Raw genomic sequence first — 19,739 nt, 5'->3', positions numbered from 1 at the left:
CTTGCGCTTTTTGTTCCTGTTCCCAGTTATTAAAGCCACTTGATTTTCGGCTCAGTTTTCTTGCGGATTCTCTCAATATTAGCCCTGTGCCTGTAAATAACGAAGGTAGCCAGGACAGCGACAACCACGATTAACGGAAGGTCCTGGGTAAACAGAGAGTAAATGAACGCTGCTATCCCAGTTAGAATCGAAGAAAGAGAAACATACTTTGTTATGTACAAGCTGATGAAAAAGATAATGAGCATGAGTAAGAATAATACCGGTATGTACGCCAGTAAAACACCGCCGGAAGTAGCTACCGCTTTGCCGCCGCGGAATCCTGCAAAAACAGGGTACATGTGTCCAATTACAGCAAACACCCCGACTAAAAGCATATGGAGTCCATCAGCGTTCAGAAGCAAAGGCAGACTAGCTGCAAGAGTCCCTTTCAAGACGTCAGCAATACTTACTACTAAACCAGCTTTTACCCCCAAAGTCCGGAATGTATTTGTACCGCCTAAATTCCCGCTTCCATGTTCACGGATGTCTTTGCCGTAAAATGCTTTCCCGATTATGAGGCCAGAAGGTATTGATCCAAGCAAGTAAGCTAGAATAATGATAATTGCGTTTAATGCCATGAAATATTCTCCTTTTAAGATTTTAAGGTTCTTTTATTTTACCATGTTCTCTTAAAAACTCCATGCAAATCTTGAACAAAACTGATTACTGACCTATGGCCAGCTAATTATATAGTACCTTATTTATTTGCAATTAGACTAAAACCATAACAATTTCGCTCATTAATCCGTTTTCTCCCCGGCTTGCTAAGTTTATAACTTGCTGAATAAGTGAATAAGGAAGTATATTATTCAATTTTAAGGAGTCCTACTCTATGAGGATTGGAAAGAGTTTATCTAAAAGAAAATCTTTATTGATTTTACTTATGCTGGCATTAATAGTAATCGTCACCGCTGTCTATCATACGCATAAAGATCTTCCTGATGGCTTATCGTATGAGGGAGAAATCCATAACGTCAAGGATGTCCGCTTTTTATATGATTTAACTTACAAGGGGACAGATGGGGAAAAAAAGTACGAGCATGAAATATTCGAGACGGTAATGAAAAGGATTCAGGAAGCAGAGGAGTTCATCGTCCTGGATATGTTTTTATTCAATGGCTATTTTAAGGAAGATATGGGCTACCCGGAAATAAGTCAATCTATCAGTGAAAAACTAATAGCCCAAAAGGAAAAACATAAAGACCTTACAATTGTTTTTATCACTGATGAGATTAATTTGACATACGGTTCCCACAAATCCGGAATCTTGAAGGAACTTCGGGAAAATGATATAAAAGTGATTTTCACCAATCTGGATCCCCTCAGAGATTCCAACCCATTATATACGGCTGTTTGGAGGGTGTTTTTCCAGTGGTTTGGGCAATCAGGAGAAGGTTGGATTCCAAATCCGATGGCAAAGAATGCTCCGGATGTGACACTTCGTTCCTATCTTGAGCTGTTAAACCTTAAGGCTAATCACAGGAAAGTGTTCGTCACTGAGAAAACAGCTATCGTTGCATCCGCGAACCCACATGATGCAAGCGGCTTCCACTCGAATATAGCATTTGAAACAAGCGGTAATATAATTGGTGACATTTTGGAATCTGAGCAGGCAGTAATTGATTTCTCTGGAGGAGGCAGTCTTCCTGATTACACACCTGTAAAAGAGAAAGGGGCTGTTAAGGTCCAGGTTTTAACTGAAGGGAAAATACTTAAGCATCTCCTGAATGAATTGAAAAAGTCAGGGAAGGGAGATCAAATTTGGATTGGTATGTTCTATTTAGCCGAAAGGAAGGTCATCGATGAGATCGACAAGGCCGCCGATCGAGGGGCGAATATCAATATTATACTAGATCCAAATACGAATGCGTTTGGCAATCAGAAATCAGGTCTGCCTAATATTCCTGTATCAGAAGAAATTATGGAAGTCGGCAGCAAAAACATTGATATTAAATGGTACAATGCTGGCCAGGAGCAATATCATACAAAAATGATCTACTTTGACCGAGGTAAGAACAGCGTTATTCTTGGAGGGTCCGCCAACTTCACGCGACGAAATCTCGATGACTTAAACCTTGAAACCAACATGAAAATAACAGCGCCCTCTGACAGTCAAGTCATCAAAGATGTTGATCAGTACTTCAATAGAATCTGGAACAATGATGGAGCCAGGTTCACACTTGATTATAAAGAAAATAAGGACAAACTGACTCCTTTTAAATATATTATTTACTGGATTCAGAGGATTTTATGGTTCACAAGCTATTAGCGGCAAGGGCATCCTGAATTGGATGCCCTTTTTATAATGGTTTTCATATAAAACCAATTCATACTTCATATTTACAACATCCTTAAGTACGATATTATTATAAACGAAGGAAAAAGGATATCTCCTATAGAATTAGGATAAATATCCTCTCACTTATAGAACATGAATCTAATTACTGCAAATGTTTATAATTATTACGCCCGGAAAATGGAGATTTTAAATGAAGACATTATTATCAGCCATACAGTGGATGGCATTTATTATCGCTGGTTCAATCGTTGCTCCGATTGCAATTGCAGATTTATTCCAATTGAATGATTTGGAAACGACAGGACTAGTTCAGAGGACGATGTTCGTATTGGGTATTTCGGGTCTATTGCAGGCCCTGATCGGGCATCGCATGCCAATTAACGATGGCCCAGCCGGTCTTTGGTGGGGTGTATTTACAATATATGCAGGGTTAAGTGCGACACTGTTTTCATCAAACATTGAAACACTGCAGGCTTTAGAAGGAGCCTTGATCATCAGCGGAATTGTATTCTTCCTGCTAAGCTTATTCAAGCTTATTGATAAACTGGCAAAGCTGTTTACCCCTGTAGTAAGCGGGATTTATTTGCTTTTGCTTGTCATTCAATTAAGCGGCTCATTTCTAAATGGAATGGTGGGAATTGGTGGCGGAAGGACCGATGTCAGTCTGCCAATTGCTTTTTTCAGCATTTTTCTGGTTGGCATTACATTCTATCTGACACGACATCAAATTAAATGGGTCAGCCAGTATGCAATTTTAATAAGCCTGGCTGCTGGCTGGATGCTTTTTTCATTTTTGGACCTAGGAAAAGCGTACGGAGGATACAGGGGAGCAGCAATTGCCATTCCGGAGGTTTTCGCTTTCGGGAAGCCCATCTTCGATTCAGGGTTAATCGTGACTTCCATCTTTATCACATTCCTGTTAATAACCAACATGCTAGCCAGCATAAGGGTTACTGGACAAGTTTTAAAAGATATGGGGTCTGAAAATGCTGACTTCCGCTACCGGGCCAGCGGTTTTACAGCCGGTATCAATCAGCTCCTTGGCGGAGTTTTCTCGGCGATTGGATCTGTCCCAATCTCTGGTGCAGCTGGCTTTATCGCAACTACTGGAATTATAAAAATCTTGCCTTTTATCATAAGCTCATTGCTGATTGTCGTTGCCAGCATGCTGCCGCATGTGATGTCTTTGTTCGCGTCACTGCCTGCACCTGTTGGCTATTCAGTCACATTTGTTATATTCGTCAACATGATTGGGATTGCTTTTTCGGAATTCGACCGTGAGAAAGATAAAAAGAGGGTTCGGGTCGTCATTGGAACTTCGCTGCTGGCAGGTGTAGGGACAATGTTTCTTCCAGGTGAAGCTTTCCGCAACGTACCGCCTGTGCTTGTATCCATCCTTAATAATGGTTTAATACTCGGCACCTTGATTGCAGTTTTCTCTGACCAATTCACATTAATGAAGAAAAGAAGTATGATAAACTAAAGTTTCGCAGTTTATAAATCGTGTTTCATACATTGTGGATAGGCAGTTTGGTTTGAGTCTTCATAATAGTGAGATAAAATAAGGTCAGGGTCATAATAATCCATAGGAGTGAGATAATATGGCAATTAAAAATCCAGGCCGGGAAGAAATCGGCCAAATCCTTAAGAAGGCAAAAAGGATTGCGGTTGTGGGATTGAGCGATAATCCACAGCGGACTTCCTATATGGTATCAGAGGCAATACAGTCAGCAGGCTATGAAATTATCCCTGTCAATCCAACTGTTGATGAGGTCCTTGGAGTTAAAGCAGTTAAAACACTTAAAGAGATCGAAGGCCACGTAGATATCGTAAATGTTTTCCGCCGTTCGGAATACTTGTTAGAGGTCGCGAAGGAATTTGCGGAAATTGATGCCGATGTTTTTTGGGCGCAGCTAGGACTTGAAAATGAGGAGGCCTATAATTTCCTTAAAGATAAAGGGTATACCGTGATCATGGACAGATGCATCAAGGTAGAACACGCTTTAACCAAATAATGTTCGCTCGCGTGGGGACTTATGTTCTCGCGCTTCTCTTTTGTTTTCGCAAATAATCGGCCATAATGATAGGTATTCAAGTTGGCAAGGCAGGGATATTGAAATGGAATTATTAAACAAACAGCTAGCTCAAGAAATTGTAGACAGGACGATGGGGATCATCGGAAAAAATATCAATATAATGGATAACAAAGGAGTAATTATTGGATCAGGCGACAAAAAGCGCATTGATGATATTCATGATGGTGCAGTCATTGTGATCAAACAAGGGACCGGTTTTGAAATAACCGAAGATGAGGCTAAAAGGCTCCATGGTGTAAAGCCGGGCATCAATCTGCCCATTTATTTTGATGGGAAAATCATTGGCGTTATAGGGATTACTGGTGCCCCGGATGAAATTAGAAACTTCGGAGAACTTGTACGCATGGCTGCTGAGCTCAGCCTTCAGCAGGCGGTTTTGATGAATGAAATACAATGGGATCAGAGGCTTAAAGAGGAGCTTGTCAGCCAAATCATTCATTATGAAGGCAAACATGACCCGCTTTTCCTTGAAAGGGCTATGCGTCTGGGAATTGATCTGGCACTGGCCCGGGCAGCAATTGTCATCAAGACTTCGGACCGTAAGAAGACATTCACATATTTAAAAAGCCGACTGCAAATTGAAGACCTGTTACTGATGCAGCATGACAGGATTGTTATTTTAAAAGGAGTTCCTCCAGTCGACAATGATCATTACCTAAAAAAGATAACAGAAGGATGGCTTAATGGGTTGAGAAAGAATGGGAATATCCAGGTGAAAATTGGCGTTGGTCAATACCATGAAGGATTGTCAGGATTGACAAAGTCCTATCGCCAGGTGGTCGACACACTAAAGTCCGGCCTGAAATTGACGCCACAAAAAGACATTTTCATGTATGAAGATTATTATCTGCCAGTATTTCTATTAAATGCTTCAAAAACAGGCCTGACTGAAGATCTACAGCCATTCTATAATTCTTTAAAAGAAAAGGATGTAAAGGGAGAGCTTACAGAATCGTTAAGAGCGCTTATCGAAACAAATGGAGACATGAACAAGGCTGCGCAAAAGCTGTTTGTACATCGCAATACGCTTCGATACCGGCTTGATAAAATTACAGAAATAACCGGGAAGGATCCCCGCAAAACCACTGAACTGCTTCATCTGTATTTATCATATCTAAATAATGAACTGGAATGAAATTGTGCAAATGCACAAAAGATCTGTTGTATTACAGGTCTTTTTTTGATGGTTTGACTAATGTAATACAAATGGTTAGCGCTTACAATTGGGGTACAAAAAGTTTTGAGGAGGAATTACCTTGGATATTCAAGTAAGCGCTTTCGGCGCTATTGTTGCTCTTATTGTAGCCATTTTCCTTATTTTAAAGAAGGTTTCACCTGCATATGGAATGATTGCCGGAGCCTGATTGGAGGTCTTGTAGGCGGGGTGGATGTCACGAATACTGTTGCCTTGATGATGGAAGGTGCAAAAGGGATTATACCCGCAGTGTTAAGAATCCTGGCTGCTGGTGTACTTGCTGGAGTCCTGATTGAATCGGGGGCTGCTGCAGTAATCGCAGAAACAATTGTTAAAAAGGCCGGCGAGACGCGAGCACTGCTTGCACTTGCGATCGCAACAATGATCCTTACTACAGTTGGTGTATTCGTTGATGTTGCTGTTATCACTGTTGCGCCGATTGCACTTGCAATTGCAAATAGAGCTGGTATTTCCAAAACAGCTATTCTGCTAGCGATGATTGGCGGCGGTAAGGCTGGCAATATCATGTCGCCGAATCCTAATGCAATAGCCGCAGCAGATGCATTCCAAATTCCATTGACTTCTGTCATGGCTGCCGGAATCATCCCCGCTATTTTCGGATTGACTGTCACATATATTTTAGCTAAGAAGCTAGTTAATAAAGGCTCTAATGTTACAGTTCAGGAAAGTGAAACAACAGTTCAAGGAAAACTTCCATTAATTGTCCCGGCGATTGTAGCGCCATTGGTGACAATCATCCTGCTTGCAATGCGACCTTTGTTTGATATTAACATCGACCAATGATCGCCCTGCCTGCAGGTGGTATTGCCGGAGCTCTTGCGATGGGCCGAATCAGACATATCAATGACTATGCAGTGGCAGGTCTTGGGAAAATGTCTGGTGTAGCTATTATGCTCCTTGGTACAGGTACACTTGCTGGAATCATTGCTAATTCAGGTTTGAAAGATGTTCTGATTAACAGCCTGGATGCACTTGGTCTGCCGGCTTTCGTTCTTGCCCCTGTATCTGGTATTTTCATGTCGGCTGCAACGGCTTCGACAACAGCAGGTACAGCGGTTGCTTCCCAGGTATTTGGCTCAACGATTCTTGAAATGGGTGTCACTGCCTTAGCAGGTGCTGCAATGGTTCACGCTGGTGCAACTGTACTTGATCACCTTCCGCACGGAAGCTTCTTCCACGCAACAGGCGGAAGTGTCAACATGGAGATCAAAGAACGTTTGAAATTAATTCCTTACGAGACAGCTGTCGGTTTAACGCTTGCAATCGTATCGACACTAATCTTTGGTATTTTCAAGTTTTTCGGATAAATAAATGGGGTCTGGATTTTGTTTAAGGTCCAGACCTTTCACTTCAGTGATATATACTCCGGTATTCAAATGAGAGGAGAAACGGGCATGAAAATTGTAATAGCACCTGATTCATTTAAAGAGAGCCTTACCGCGCTTGAAGCCGCTACAGCAATCGAGAATGGCATGAAAAAAGTCCTTCCAGAGGCAACCTTCGTAAAAGTACCTATGGCAGATGGAGGCGAGGGAACCGTCCAATCCCTCGTTGATGCAACAGGAGGAAAAATCATCACAAAAACAGTAACAGGACCGCTTGGCACTCCGGTTCAAGCATTTTTCGGTATTTCTGGCGATGAAAAGACCGCGGTCATAGAGATGGCTGCTGCATCTGGACTTCATCTTGTACCTCCAGGAGACAGAAACCCGCTGATTACTACAACTCGGGGAACAGGTGAATTGATTGCCGCGGCTCTGGATTATGGTGTTGAACAGATCATCATCGGGATAGGCGGCAGTGCCACGAATGATGGAGGAGCTGGCATGGCAAGAGCCCTTGGAATCCTCCTTCTGGATTCTGATGGAAAAGAAATTGGTGAGGGCGGAGGAGCATTAAATTCGCTTGCTTCGATTAACCTAGCTGGAATAGATAAACGGTTGAACTCGGTAAAAATTGATGTTGCATGCGATGTAGATAATCCCTTAACAGGTATGAGGGGCGCATCATATATTTTCGGTCCGCAAAAAGGGGCAGCTCAAGAAATGGTTGAACTATTGGACAACAACCTTCACCATTTTGCTGATATTATTCGCAAAGACCTTGGCAAGGATATTGAACATGTGTCAGGTGCTGGCGCTGCGGGAGGACTTGGTGGCGGTTTGATGGCATTCCTGTCTGCGGAGTTAAAAAGAGGCGTTGACATTGTTCTGGAGGCAACGAAGTTAGAAAATCATCTAATAGATGCCGATTTTGTCATTACTGGTGAGGGCAAGATTGATGGCCAGACGATTTTCGGCAAAACTCCGATTGGTGTTGCCAGGACTTCGAAACGGCACAATGTACCGGTCATCGCGATTGCCGGTAATGTAGCATCAGACAGTGAGGTAGTCCACGAGCACGGGATCGATGCGGTATTCAGCATAGTACCAGGTGTCATAACTATAGAGGACGCGTTCGAAAACGCCCGTACGTATGTTGAAAGAATTGCTGCAAACATCGCATCCGTAGTCAAACTTAGCAAATGATTATTTGTAAAAACTATGAAAAAACCGCGTGCTGCAATATCAGCATCGCGGTTTTTATGTTTAAAACGGTTAGGAATCGAATAAATATATAGGATATTTGTAGAAAATAAAAAAAGCACCTTAAAAGGTGGTTTTAGGTAGATGATATTTGTAATAAAGATATGTACATAGTAAAATAAAGGTTGGTAATGAATGGCTATCAGGTTAAAACACAATAACTCTATAATAACTATAGCGCAAATTTAGATGGAAGTCAAGTCAAAGAGCATTGAGTTTGGGAGTGATTTTTCATGGAAGAAAATCAGCTTAGAGATTTAGAATTGGAACAAAAACGTGTCGATTCCACCATTGAGGAAATTGATAAAAAAGCAGCGAAATGGAATGAAAGTTCAAGTGATGTCGGCTCAGATGCTCTTCAAATCAGAAAAACCTTTTGGGAAGATGTTACGGTCAACTTTGATGAAGCGGATGATGTAGCGGAAACCTTCACGAGTATCAAGCAACAGGCCGCGCTTTTATCCGAGCGTGAACGGACACAATCCCAAATGGTCAAGCAGCTTCAGACATTATCACGCCTCAGGTTTTCTCCTTATTTCGGCAGAGTCGATTTTAAAGAAGATGGTGAAAATGTGGCCGAGAGAATTTACTTAGGCATTGCGACATTAATGGATGAACAGGAAGAAAACTTCCTGATTTATGACTGGAGAGCACCGATATCCGGTCTGTATTATGACTACTCACCCGGTCCGGCGCAATATAAAACAGAAACAGAGGTCATTGAAGGGTCGATGGAGCTAAAGCGCCAGTTTGTCATCAAAGGTGGCAAAATCAAAGCAATGTTTGAAACAGGGGTTACAATTGGTGACGAAATGCTTCAGGAAGTCCTGGGCAACAATGCTGATACCCAGATGAAAACCATTGTGGCAACGATCCAGAAGGAACAGAACCAAATCATCCGTAACGACTCGAGCAGCCTTGTTGTCGTCCAGGGTGTGGCAGGAAGCGGAAAAACATCAGCAGCCATGCAGCGAGTCGCTTATTTACTGTACAAGTACAGAAATATTATCACATCGGAGAATATCATGTTATTTTCACCCAATCCCCTCTTCAATAGCTATGTTGCTACGGTTTTGCCGGAGCTTGGAGAGGAAAATATGCAGCAGGCAACATTCAAGGAGTATCTTTCAACACGGTTTGGCGCTGAATATGACTTGGAGGATCCTTTTGAACAAATGGAATTCCTGTTAGAAGCAGAAAAAAATGAAGCTTATTCTGACAGGATTGAAAGCATCCGTTTTAAGGCAGGTTTGGAGTTTAAAAGCTTATTGGATCAATATGCCGAGAAATTAGCCGGGGAAACGCTCGTTTTTAAGAGCTTAGGTTTAAACAAACGGGCAATCATCTCAAAGAAAGATATAGCTGCATACTATGATTCACTTGATAACAGTATTTCAATTCCAAATAGAATTCAGCTTGTTAAAGAATGGCTGTTAAAGGAACTAAAGAAAAAAGCAAAAGCAGAGACGTCACAGGAATGGGTGGAAAAGGAGATACAATTCCTTGAAAAGGAAGATTATCTCGAGGCATTCAAGCAAAGCCAGAAAAAACAGGGTGATGCACATGATACATTCCATGATTATGACCGGGAGCAGCAGTGGCTATCGGAAATGGTGGTCAAAAGGCGTTTCAAACCATTGTTTAACTCAGTAAAAAGATTGAAATTCATTAATATCAGAACCATTTACATGAACTTCTTTAAAGAAGTTCATTCCAAAAGCGAAGCCATTCCTGAAAATTGGGCCGCCACATGTGAACAGTCAATCAACAACTTAGAAAAAAAGTATATTGCATATGAAGATGCAACTCCTTTTCTCTATCTGCAGGATTTGATTGAGGGCAGGAAATCGAATACATCAATACGCCATGTTTTCATAGATGAAGCCCAGGACTACACTCCTTTTCAGCTTGCATATATTAAAATGCTGTTCCCGTACAGCAAGATGACTTTGCTTGGCGACATAAACCAGGCAATTTACTCCGGACCAACAGGCGCACAAACGATTCTGGCGGAGTCAGCTCTTGACTTTGGAGAAAGGGAACAATACAGGCTTACAAAGACATACAGATCAACGAAGCAAATTGTTGAATTTACCCGGCATTTGATCGAGGGTGGAGACATGATCGAGCCTTTCAACCGTACTGGACCAAAGCCGGTTATCATCACGAACAGGGGAGGCAGCGACCATATTCTGAAGGTGAATGAACACATTTCCGAATTGCAGAGGTCAGGACATAAAAACATCGCGGTTATCTGCAAAACTGCCAAAGAAAGCAAAGTGGCATTCGAGGGGGTCAAACAAGCGCATGATCCGAGATTGATCGAAAAAGGGACAATGACATTTGAAAATGGTGTTAATGTTGTACCGACGTACCTCGCAAAAGGCATTGAATTTGATGCGGTGATCATATTCGATTCATCGTCCTACACAAGAACGGAAGAAAGGAAATTGTTATATACAGCATGTACAAGGGCAATGCACGAGTTGTATATCCTTTCCAGGGGAGAGCTTAGTCCGCTGCTGGAAGATGTTGATGAACAATTTTATAATCTGGTATGAATGCCACGAGCCGCCAAAATATTAATGGCGGCTTGTTTTATATTTTTTCATTTACCTGAGCCAATCAAACAGCGATTTTTCTTGTTTGCTGATGCTTGGTCGTTCTTTACTCGCTTCCTGCAGTGCAGAATTAACATCAATTAAGCCATTTCCATAATCAATATCTTTTCCTTGCTCACCAAGGTCAATTGCAGAATTCTTTATGATCTTGATAACTTGAGAACTTTTCAGCTCTGGATTAGCTGATTTGATTAGTGCAGCCAAACCGGCGACGTGTGGAGCAGCCATCGATGTTCCTGAAAGGGCAGCATATTGCTCATTAAAATAAGTGCTAGGTATATAAACACCTGGGGCAGCAATATCAATGTAATCTCCGTAATTTGAAAAGCTTGCTCTGTTTCCATTATAATCTACAGCAGCTACACTCAATACTTCTGGGTATGCCGAAGGATAGGTCGGCTGATCTGAACCATCATTGCCAGCTGCAGAGACCATGACAACATTCTTGTTATAGGCATAACGGACTGCTTCTTCCAAAACTTTTGAAGGCTGGTAATTGCCAAGACTCAAATTGATGACATCTGCACCGTGGTCAACAGCCCATACAATTCCTTTTGCAATATCGAAAGTTGTACATAGCCCTTTGCCCCCATCGCTTTTATTGGCATGATTTTACTGAACCATGTCATGCCGGCAACACCCTCGTTATTATTTGTTTCCGAAGCAATAATCCCTGCTACATGGGTACCATGCCCATTATCATCATCTGGTTCAATTTTATCATTGATGACATTATAGCCTGCCACAAGCCGGTCCCTTAAGTCGGGATGATTCAGATCAACACCTGTATCAACAACCGCTATCTCAATTTCTTCCGTTCCACGGGTAACACTCCACCCTTGTTCCGTCCCTATGACTGGCAAATTCCATTGATAATTCTCCTGGTAAAGCAGGTCATTAGGTCCGTTCACTTCATTTTGCATTAAGATAAAATTAGGCTCAGAATACTCAATATTTTTCCTTTGATTAAAATATTCAATCATTTCGGGTGTTTCCATCACTGTTGACCTGAAAATATAAATTGAGTTTAGATGCTTGATGACCCAGCCTTTAATATCCCGGGTAATTTCGTCTATTTCCTCCACGCTTGGTTCTTTTACAAAATCAACTGTAGCTTCATGATCATAATAGTGGCTTGTATCCTTCTTGTTATGAAAGATTAGAGTGACTTCTTCTTGTGTATCCAGTTGCTTCTTGATTTTCTCACCCATTTCAACATTATTCGCCTTAGCCATAGACCGAGCCATCATAATTCGTTGTCCTGATGAATGAATTCTGGCCCCAGGCTCTTTTTTATTCGCATCATTGCTGAATGCTCCGCTGGCAGTAAGGGCAAGAAGAAGGATTAATGCCGATCCAATAAAGATTACCCTCGTTCTTTTCATAATTAAAAGTCCTCCATAAATGTATTTGTTCTTATGTTGCAGTACATCTTAAAAATTTAATGGCGGAAATCGTTGGGAGTTTAGAGGGTTGTATAAAAGGCAATGAGATGAATTTTCTAAAAAATGATTTGAATCCTGTAAAAAAAATATAAAAAATGACATGATACCTTCTCATAAGTCTCCAAATAACCGTATTTTTATGACAAAATTCCAATTAATTCTTTAAATCCGTTTGCCAAATCCCAATTAATCGCTACAATTAAGCATAGAAGCCATTCTTATGGTAAAATAACTAAGAGAACAATTGTTCTGATATTGATAAAAGGATACATTATACGTAATCTTTTTAATCAGAAAAGACGAATACTTAATGAAATCATTGACACTATACATAAAAACCGTCAATGTTGTTTGCAAGAAATGAAAGGGGTATGTTCGTGGCAAGAAATCAGCAAGCTTTTGATTATAATGATGATGCCATACAGGTACTTGAAGGCCTTGAAGCGGTTCGCAAGCGGCCGGGTATGTATATCGGCAGCACGGATACACGAGGACTTCATCACCTCGTATACGAAATCGTTGATAACTCGGTAGACGAAGCACTAGGCGGCTACGGTAATCAAATCATCGTCAAAATCCATAAAGATAATTCCATTAGCGTCCAGGATAAAGGGAGAGGTATGCCTACCGGGATGCATAAGCTTGGCAAACCGACACCTGAAGTGATCCTTACCGTCTTGCACGCAGGCGGAAAGTTTGGACAGGGCGGGTATAAAACAAGCGGAGGGCTTCATGGTGTAGGTGCTTCTGTTGTAAACGCATTATCAGAATGGCTGGTTGTAACCATCAAACGTGATGGCTTCGTCTATGAGCAGCGTTTTGAAAATGGCGGCAAGCCAGTGACGACGCTTGAAAAGATAGGAAAAACTAACCAATCAGGTACAACAATCCACTTTAAACCAGACCCGGAAATTTTCTCTACCCTAACATATAACTATGATACCCTCTCAGAACGTCTCAGAGAGTCTGCCTTTTTATTAAAAGGATTAAAAATTGAGTTAATCGATGAGCGCAATGATGTTAAGGATATTTTTCATTTTGAGACGGGGATTCAGGCTTTCGTTGAATATTTGAACGAAGAAAAAGATGTGATGCATCCAGTTGTCAGCTTCGAAGGTGAGTACAGCCAAATAGAAGTTGAATTTGCATTTCAATTTAACGATGGCTACTCGGAGAATGTGCTGTCATTCGTCAACAATGTCCGTACGAAAGATGGCGGTACACATGAAGCAGGTTCCAAAACAGCCATGACTCGTGTATTCAATGAATATGCCCGCAAGGTTGGCTTGCTCAAGGAAAAGGATAAGAACCTTGATGGAGCTGACATCCGAGAAGGTCTGGCAGGCATTGTCTCTGTGCGCATTCCTGAAGAATTGCTTCAGTTTGAAGGCCAGACAAAGGGCAAACTTGGGACAAGCGAAGCAAGATCAGCCGTTGACTCGGTCGTTTCAGAGCATCTTTCTTATTTCCTTGAGGAAAATCCTGATATCAGTACAGTGCTGATCCGAAAGTCCATCAAGGCTTACCAGGCACGTGAAGCTGCCCGGAAAGCACGCGAGGATGCTAGAAGCGGGAAGAAGAGAAAGAGATCAGATGCGATGCTATCCGGCAAACTGACTCCAGCGCAATCCAAGAATCCTGCAAAGAATGAACTCTACCTGGTAGAGGGTGATTCTGCTGGTGGTTCTGCTAAGCAGGGACGAGACAGGAAGTTCCAGGCAGTGCTCCCATTGCGCGGGAAAGTCATCAACACGGAAAAAGCAAAGCTTCAGGATATTTTCAGAAATGAAGAAATCAATACGATCATCCATGCGATTGGTGCCGGAGTTGGATCTGATTTCAATGTAGAAGATATCAACTATGACAAAATCGTCATCATGACAGATGCCGATACTGACGGTGCTCATATCCAGGTGCTTTTGCTGACATTCTTTTACCGATATATGAAGCCGATGATTGAAGCCGGTAAGGTATTCATAGCTCTGCCGCCACTATATAAAGTCAGCAAGGGAACGGGCAAAAAAGAAATCATCGAATATGCCTGGAGCGACGAAGAGCTGAAGGACGCGATGAAGAAGGTCGGCAAAGGCTATATAATCCAGCGTTATAAAGGCCTCGGGGAAATGAATGCCGATCAGCTTTGGGAAACGACGATGGATCCCGAGACCAGGACATTGATTCGCGTTCGAATTGACGATGCGGCAAGAGCCGAACGAAGAGTGACGACCCTTATGGGTGATAAAGTAGAACCACGCAGGAAATGGATTGAATCCAATGTGGCATTTGGCCTTGAGGAAGATGGAAACATTCTTGAAAATGAAAACATCTCAGTTGCAGAGGAGGTTGCAGACGAATGAGTTCAGTTGAAAAATTTCGTGACCTCCCTTTAGAAGACGTAATAGGCGACCGTTTCGGCCGCTATAGTAAATACATTATCCAGGAACGTGCACTCCCTGACGCCAGGGATGGGCTCAAGCCTGTTCAACGCAGGATTTTGTATGCTATGCATGTAGAAGGCAATACAAACGAAAAAGGTTTCCGGAAATCAGCCAAGACAGTTGGAAACGTAATTGGTAACTACCACCCGCACGGTGATTCTTCTGTATATGAAGCAATGGTCCGTATGAGCCAGGATTGGAAAGTGCGCAACTATCTTGTCGAAATGCATGGGAATAACGGAAGCATTGATGGTGATCCACCAGCAGCGATGCGTTATACAGAAGCAAGATTGTCAGCAATCGCCGGTGAACTGCTAAGGGATATCGAGAAGAGAACCGTCGAGTTCATACCGAATTTCGATGACACCTCAAGTGAGCCTACGGTGCTTCCAGCAATGTTCCCTAATTTGCTGGTAAATGGTTCTACGGGAATATCAGCGGGTTATGCGACTGATATTCCCCCGCATAATTTAGCGGAAGTGATCGATGGGGTCGTCATGAGGATGGACAACCCTGCATGTACGGTGGAAGATTTGATGAAAGTGATCAAGGGGCCGGATTTCCCGACGGGCGGAATCATACAAGGTGTCGAGGGGATCGCCAAGGCATACAAGACTGGTAAAGGTAAGATCATTGTTCGCGGCAAAGCTGAAATTGAGGACATCCGCGGCGGAAAACAGCAGATTGTCATCACTGAAGTTCCTTATGAAATCAACAAAGCTAACCTGGTCAAGCGGATAGATGAATTCCGTCTGGACCGTAAAGTGGAAGGCATTTCGGAGGTGCGTGATGAGACAGACCGCACAGGCCTTCGTGTTGTCATTGAATTGAAGAAGGAAGCAGATGCAAACGGTGTTTTGCATTATCTTTACAAGAACAGTGATTTACAGATTACCTATAACTTCAATATGGTTGCCATTAACAAGAAAAGACCTGTATTGATGGGTCTTGCTGAGCTGCTAGATGCTTATATTGACCATCAGAAGGATGTTGTGACCAAACGGTCCCAATTTGACCTTCAAAAAGCCCGGGACCGCCAGCATATCGTTGAAGGCCTCATAAAAGCTCTATCGATCCTTGACCAGGTTATCGCTGCAATCCGTGCATCCAAAGATAAGCGTGACGCCAAGGATAACTTGATCAAGAAATTCGACTTCACCGAAGTTCAGGCTGAAGCGATCGTCTCCTTGCAGCTATATCGCCTGACTAATACCGATATTACTGCACTTCAAGCCGAGGCCGAGGAGCTTGCCAAGAAGGTAGAGGAACTTACCGCCATTCTGGGCAGCGAAAAGAAGTTATTATCTATCATCAAAAAGGAACTGAAGGACGTCAAAAAGCGCTTCTCAGATGACCGACGAACAAAAATCGAGGAAGAGATTGAGGAAATCAAAATTAACCTTGAAGTTCTGATCGCAAGCGAAGATGTTATAGTAACTGTAACGAAGGATGGCTACGTAAAAAGGACAAGCCAAAGATCCTATGCCGCTTCCAATGGGCAGGATTTTGCCATGAAAGATACTGACAGGCTGTTATCACAATTGAATATGAATACAAAGGATGTTTTGTTATTGTTCACGAATAAAGGCAGCTACCTGTACCTGCCTGTTCATGAACTTCCTGACATTCGCTGGAAAGACCTTGGCCAGCACGTCGCAAATCTCGTGCCACTGGATCGGGATGAAGACATCATAAAAGCTGTACCAGTCACCGATTTCGAACAGAATTTATACTTTGTATTTGTGACCAAGAATGGTATGGTGAAAAAGTCCGAGTTAAACCTTTATAAAGCTCAGCGATACTCCAAACCGCTGACCGCAATCAATGTAAAAGGTGATGATAGAGTCATCGACATACATGTAACCAATGGGGAGAAGGATTTGTTCCTTTCATCACATTTCGGTTATGGTCTATGGTTCAGTGAAGAGGAAATAAGTCCGATTGGGATCAGGGCAGCTGGCGTTAAGGGGATGAACCTGAAGGATGGGGATTATGTTGTCGGCGGGAAAATTATTGACAACAACCAAAACCATTCCATTGTTATCGCTACACAGCGTGGTGCTATTAAGAAAATGAAGCTATCTGAGTTCGAGAAAACTTCTCGCGCGAAACGCGGTGTTGTGATGCTCCGTGAACTGAAAGCAAATCCTCACCGTATTATTGGTGTGGAGGCTGTGCGTGGAGAGGACGAAGTATTCTTCCAGTCAGAAAAACAGCAGATTGTTTCTGTGAAAGCTTCAGAATTAAGGTTCAGCGATCGATATACAAATGGATCATTCCTTGTAGACGAAAGTGAAACCGGGAAGCTTACAGCCATTTGGAAAAGTGAGAATGAGCAAGATAAAAACACACAATAGCAGAGTTAAAACAAAAACACAGTAAAACTGCTGTGTTTTTGTTTTTTTATCATAACCAGGGTATTACATAGGTAACTTCCTCTCTATCTGGGGCAAAGCTAATATTGGGAGTGAAGTACCATTGTAAAGCGATTGCAATTTGGTACATTAAAAACTATACCAAAATAACTATGAAAGACCTTTTCGTAAACCTTTTTGCATCTCGTAATACATACGAATGCCACAACACTTAAGGAGTAGATTGAACATGACTCCTAGGCTGTTCGCAAAGGCAGGAGATGTATTATACGAAAAAATTATGTTCAAAGTAAAAACAGCTTTGTCAAAAACTAATAAAGGAGTTTTCTATGGAGATTTTCAACAACATCATATCTGAATTGAACAACTATATGTGGAGTTATATCTTAATTGCTGTTCTAGTAGCACTGGGTACATATTTTACATTCAGAACCAGATTTGTTCAGTTCGAATTTTTCCCGGAAATGATCAGAGTGTTAAAGGATCCGGCCACCGTGTCTTCCGAAGGGAAAAGGGGCAGGTCTTCATTCCAGGCCTTTACGGTCAGCTTGGCTTCTAGAGTTGGGACAGGTAACCTGGCAGGAGTTGCGACTGCTATCTCAGCCGGAGGTCCTGGTGCTGTCTTCTGGATGTGGATCATTGCCCTTGTTGGTGCAGCATCCAGCTTTATTGAAAGTACTCTAGCCCAAATCTATAAGGTTAAAGATAGTGATGAGGCAGAATTTCGCGGCGGTCCAGCTTATTATATGGAACGCGGACTAAACAAACGATGGTTAGGCGTTTTGTTTGCAATAATTATTGTTTTTACTTTTGGTTTGGTGTTTAGTTCTGTCCAATCCAATACAATTTCCCTTGCATTTGACCAGGCATTTGGATTCGATCCCTTTTGGATGGGAATCATATTAGCTGTTATGACTGCCGCAGTCATTTTTGGTGGCATCAAGAGAATTGCTTTTGTATCACAAATCATCGTGCCAATCATGGCTGTGATATATTTAATCCTCGCTTTGTTTATTGTGATTATGAATTTCAGTGAAATTCCTGCTATGCTCTCACTGATCGTCAAGAACGCTTTCGGCTTACAGGAAGTAGTTGGGGGCGGAATGGGAGCAGCGGTCTTGATGGGAATAAAGAGAGGGTTATTTTCTAACGAGGCTGGTATGGGTAGCGCACCAAATGCAGCGGCCACTGCTGCAGTCACACATCCAGTGAAGCAAGGCCTAATCCAGACATTGGGAGTATTTACGGATACTTTACTAATTTGTACGGCAACAGCTTCATCATCATATTGTCAGGAGAATATACGAATTCCGATTTAGATGGTATACAGTTAACGCAGGCAGCACTGACAAGCCATGTCGGTTCGTGGGCACCAACATTCGTCGGTGGAGCTATTTCCTTTTCGCCTTCACATCGATTATTGGTAATTACTATTATGGTGAAACTAATATTGAATTCATTAAGGAAAGCCCTACGGCTCTATTCATTTATCGTCTTGCTGTTATTGCAATGGTTTTGTTTGGTGCAATTGCCGAGTTGGAAATTGTATGGAATTTAGCAGACCTCTTCATGGGATTGATGGCACTAATCAACCTTGTAGCGATAACCTTGCTAGCAAAGATTGCCATGGCGGCATTAAAGGATTATAAAGAACAGCGTAGACAAGGAAAAGATCCAGTGTTTTATGCTGACTCTATAGAAGGTTTAACAGGAATTGAATCCTGGGAATACCGTAAACATGCAGAATCCAAGAACAAATAATTATTATTCACCCCTCTGATTAGATCAGAGGTTTTTTTTTGTGCATTTTTTTACCATAATTGGAGATGTTAAGTATAACGGGGTGATGTATAATGAAAAAGGAGCTATTAATCACGTTCAGCGCGTTCTTTTTTATGTCGTTAACCGCGCTTACCGGCGTATATGCAGGGGAGTCCCAGGAAAAAACGGTGACGATCTCTGAGGAAAAAGTTGATGTAACTGGCGATGGAAAAAAGGATTTGATTTATGTAAAAGGAGTGCCTTATGAAGAAGGAGCGCAGTTTCTCAAAAAGATATTCTTGAAAATAAGGGCATCAAATGGCGAAAATTATAAAATCGATCTTGAAGCTGGATACGATCCAACTAACATTTATAAAGATTTGAATCACGATTCAGTGAAAGACATATTTATCAGTGTTCCTACCGGGGGAAGTGGCGGTCTATCAAATTTTTATTTATATAGTTTAAAGGATTTCCAAGTTACCAATCTGACTGTACCAGAACCTCTTGCTGCCAGCAGTCAATTTGAGGATGGTTACAAGGCATCCATAAAGCTTCAGGAAACAGGACAATCATACACTTTTGATTTAAGTGACAGAAAAGAGGAGTACGAAAGCCTGGGTTTATATCAGGATGGAAAGCTAAATGAACCAACAGAGTTAATGGTTCTTCCTTTTGGCATTTTAAAGCCGATTAAGGTAAAAGACGACTTTTATGGGTTGAAAGGCATCCAACGAATAAATGGTGCATACAATGCGGATGGAATTGCGAATATTGAATCGACCTGGTTATATGAAAAGGGGAAATGGCGAGTAATAAACGCTGAGGTCAAAAGCCTCCAATCTGAATAATATAGGCGATTGT

At 42.0% G+C, this 19,739-nt stretch carries 11 protein-coding genes and 3 pseudogenes; 12 read left to right on the top strand and 2 right to left on the bottom strand.

Features of this window, described 5'->3' with window-relative positions:
* Nucleotides 1-29 precede the first annotated feature (29 nt).
* A complete protein-coding gene (gene plsY, locus JCM21738_RS11800; RefSeq protein WP_023614226.1) occupies nt 30-617 on the bottom strand; it encodes a glycerol-3-phosphate 1-O-acyltransferase PlsY in 588 nt (195 codons plus the stop codon).
* A gap of 254 nt (nt 618-871) precedes the next feature.
* On the opposite strand from plsY, the gene JCM21738_RS11795 reads away from it, so the two are divergent.
* From JCM21738_RS11795 to helD, 7 genes and pseudogenes are all read left to right on the top strand, one after another.
* Nucleotides 872-2,308, top strand: a complete 1,437-nt coding sequence (locus JCM21738_RS11795; RefSeq protein ID WP_023614227.1) for a phospholipase D family protein — start codon at nt 872-874, stop codon at nt 2,306-2,308.
* A 220-nt stretch (nt 2,309-2,528) separates the two neighbouring features.
* Nucleotides 2,529-3,821, top strand: coding sequence for a purine/pyrimidine permease (locus JCM21738_RS11790; protein ID WP_023614228.1), 1,293 nt, complete (start codon nt 2,529-2,531; stop codon nt 3,819-3,821).
* A 118-nt stretch (nt 3,822-3,939) separates the two neighbouring features.
* Nucleotides 3,940-4,353 (top strand): CoA-binding protein, encoded by a 414-nt coding sequence (locus JCM21738_RS11785; protein ID WP_023614229.1) that lies wholly within the window; start codon nt 3,940-3,942, stop codon nt 4,351-4,353.
* A gap of 103 nt (nt 4,354-4,456) precedes the next feature.
* Nucleotides 4,457-5,569: a sugar diacid recognition domain-containing protein gene (locus JCM21738_RS11780; RefSeq protein WP_023614230.1), complete on the top strand. Its 1,113-nt coding sequence runs from the start codon at nt 4,457-4,459 to the stop codon at nt 5,567-5,569.
* 121 nt (nt 5,570-5,690) lie between these two features.
* Nucleotides 5,691-6,957 (top strand): annotated as a pseudogene (locus JCM21738_RS11775) (GntP family permease).
* 87 nt (nt 6,958-7,044) lie between these two features.
* Complete coding sequence (locus JCM21738_RS11770) at nt 7,045-8,178, top strand: glycerate kinase (protein ID WP_023614232.1); 1,134 nt, start codon at nt 7,045-7,047, stop codon at nt 8,176-8,178.
* A gap of 290 nt (nt 8,179-8,468) precedes the next feature.
* Nucleotides 8,469-10,796, top strand: coding sequence for an RNA polymerase recycling motor HelD (gene helD / locus JCM21738_RS11765; protein ID WP_023614233.1), 2,328 nt, complete (start codon nt 8,469-8,471; stop codon nt 10,794-10,796).
* A gap of 51 nt (nt 10,797-10,847) precedes the next feature.
* On the opposite strand, the pseudogene JCM21738_RS11760 reads toward helD, so the two are convergent.
* Nucleotides 10,848-11,779 (bottom strand): annotated as a pseudogene (locus JCM21738_RS11760) (S8 family peptidase).
* An 899-nt stretch (nt 11,780-12,678) separates the two neighbouring features.
* Between JCM21738_RS11760 and parE the strand changes: the two are divergent.
* From parE to JCM21738_RS11740, 5 genes and pseudogenes are all read left to right on the top strand, one after another.
* A complete protein-coding gene (gene parE / locus JCM21738_RS11755) occupies nt 12,679-14,658 on the top strand; it encodes a DNA topoisomerase IV subunit B (RefSeq protein WP_023614235.1) in 1,980 nt (659 codons plus the stop codon).
* A complete protein-coding gene (gene parC, locus JCM21738_RS11750) occupies nt 14,655-17,096 on the top strand; it encodes a DNA topoisomerase IV subunit A (RefSeq protein WP_023614236.1) in 2,442 nt (813 codons plus the stop codon). Before parE ends, parC begins: the two co-directional genes overlap by 4 nt.
* A 347-nt stretch (nt 17,097-17,443) precedes the next feature.
* Nucleotides 17,444-18,672, top strand: a pseudogene (locus tag JCM21738_RS11745) (alanine/glycine:cation symporter family protein).
* Complete coding sequence (locus JCM21738_RS27880) at nt 18,624-18,875, top strand: alanine:cation symporter family protein (RefSeq protein ID WP_500778549.1); 252 nt, start codon at nt 18,624-18,626, stop codon at nt 18,873-18,875. The pseudogene JCM21738_RS11745 and the gene JCM21738_RS27880 overlap by 49 nt, the downstream one beginning before the upstream one ends.
* A gap of 92 nt (nt 18,876-18,967) precedes the next feature.
* Nucleotides 18,968-19,726 carry a YybI family spore inner coat protein gene (locus JCM21738_RS11740; RefSeq protein ID WP_023614239.1) on the top strand — a complete coding sequence of 253 codons (759 nt, stop codon included), beginning with the start codon at nt 18,968-18,970 and terminating at the stop codon, nt 19,724-19,726.
* Nucleotides 19,727-19,739 lie beyond the last annotated feature (13 nt).

The organism is Mesobacillus boroniphilus JCM 21738 (genome assembly GCF_000517385.1).
Taxonomy (GTDB): domain Bacteria; phylum Bacillota; class Bacilli; order Bacillales; family Cytobacillaceae; genus Mesobacillus; species Mesobacillus boroniphilus.
The sequence above is the reverse complement of the archived record's forward strand: the minus strand, read 5'-3'. Positions and strand labels throughout refer to the sequence as shown.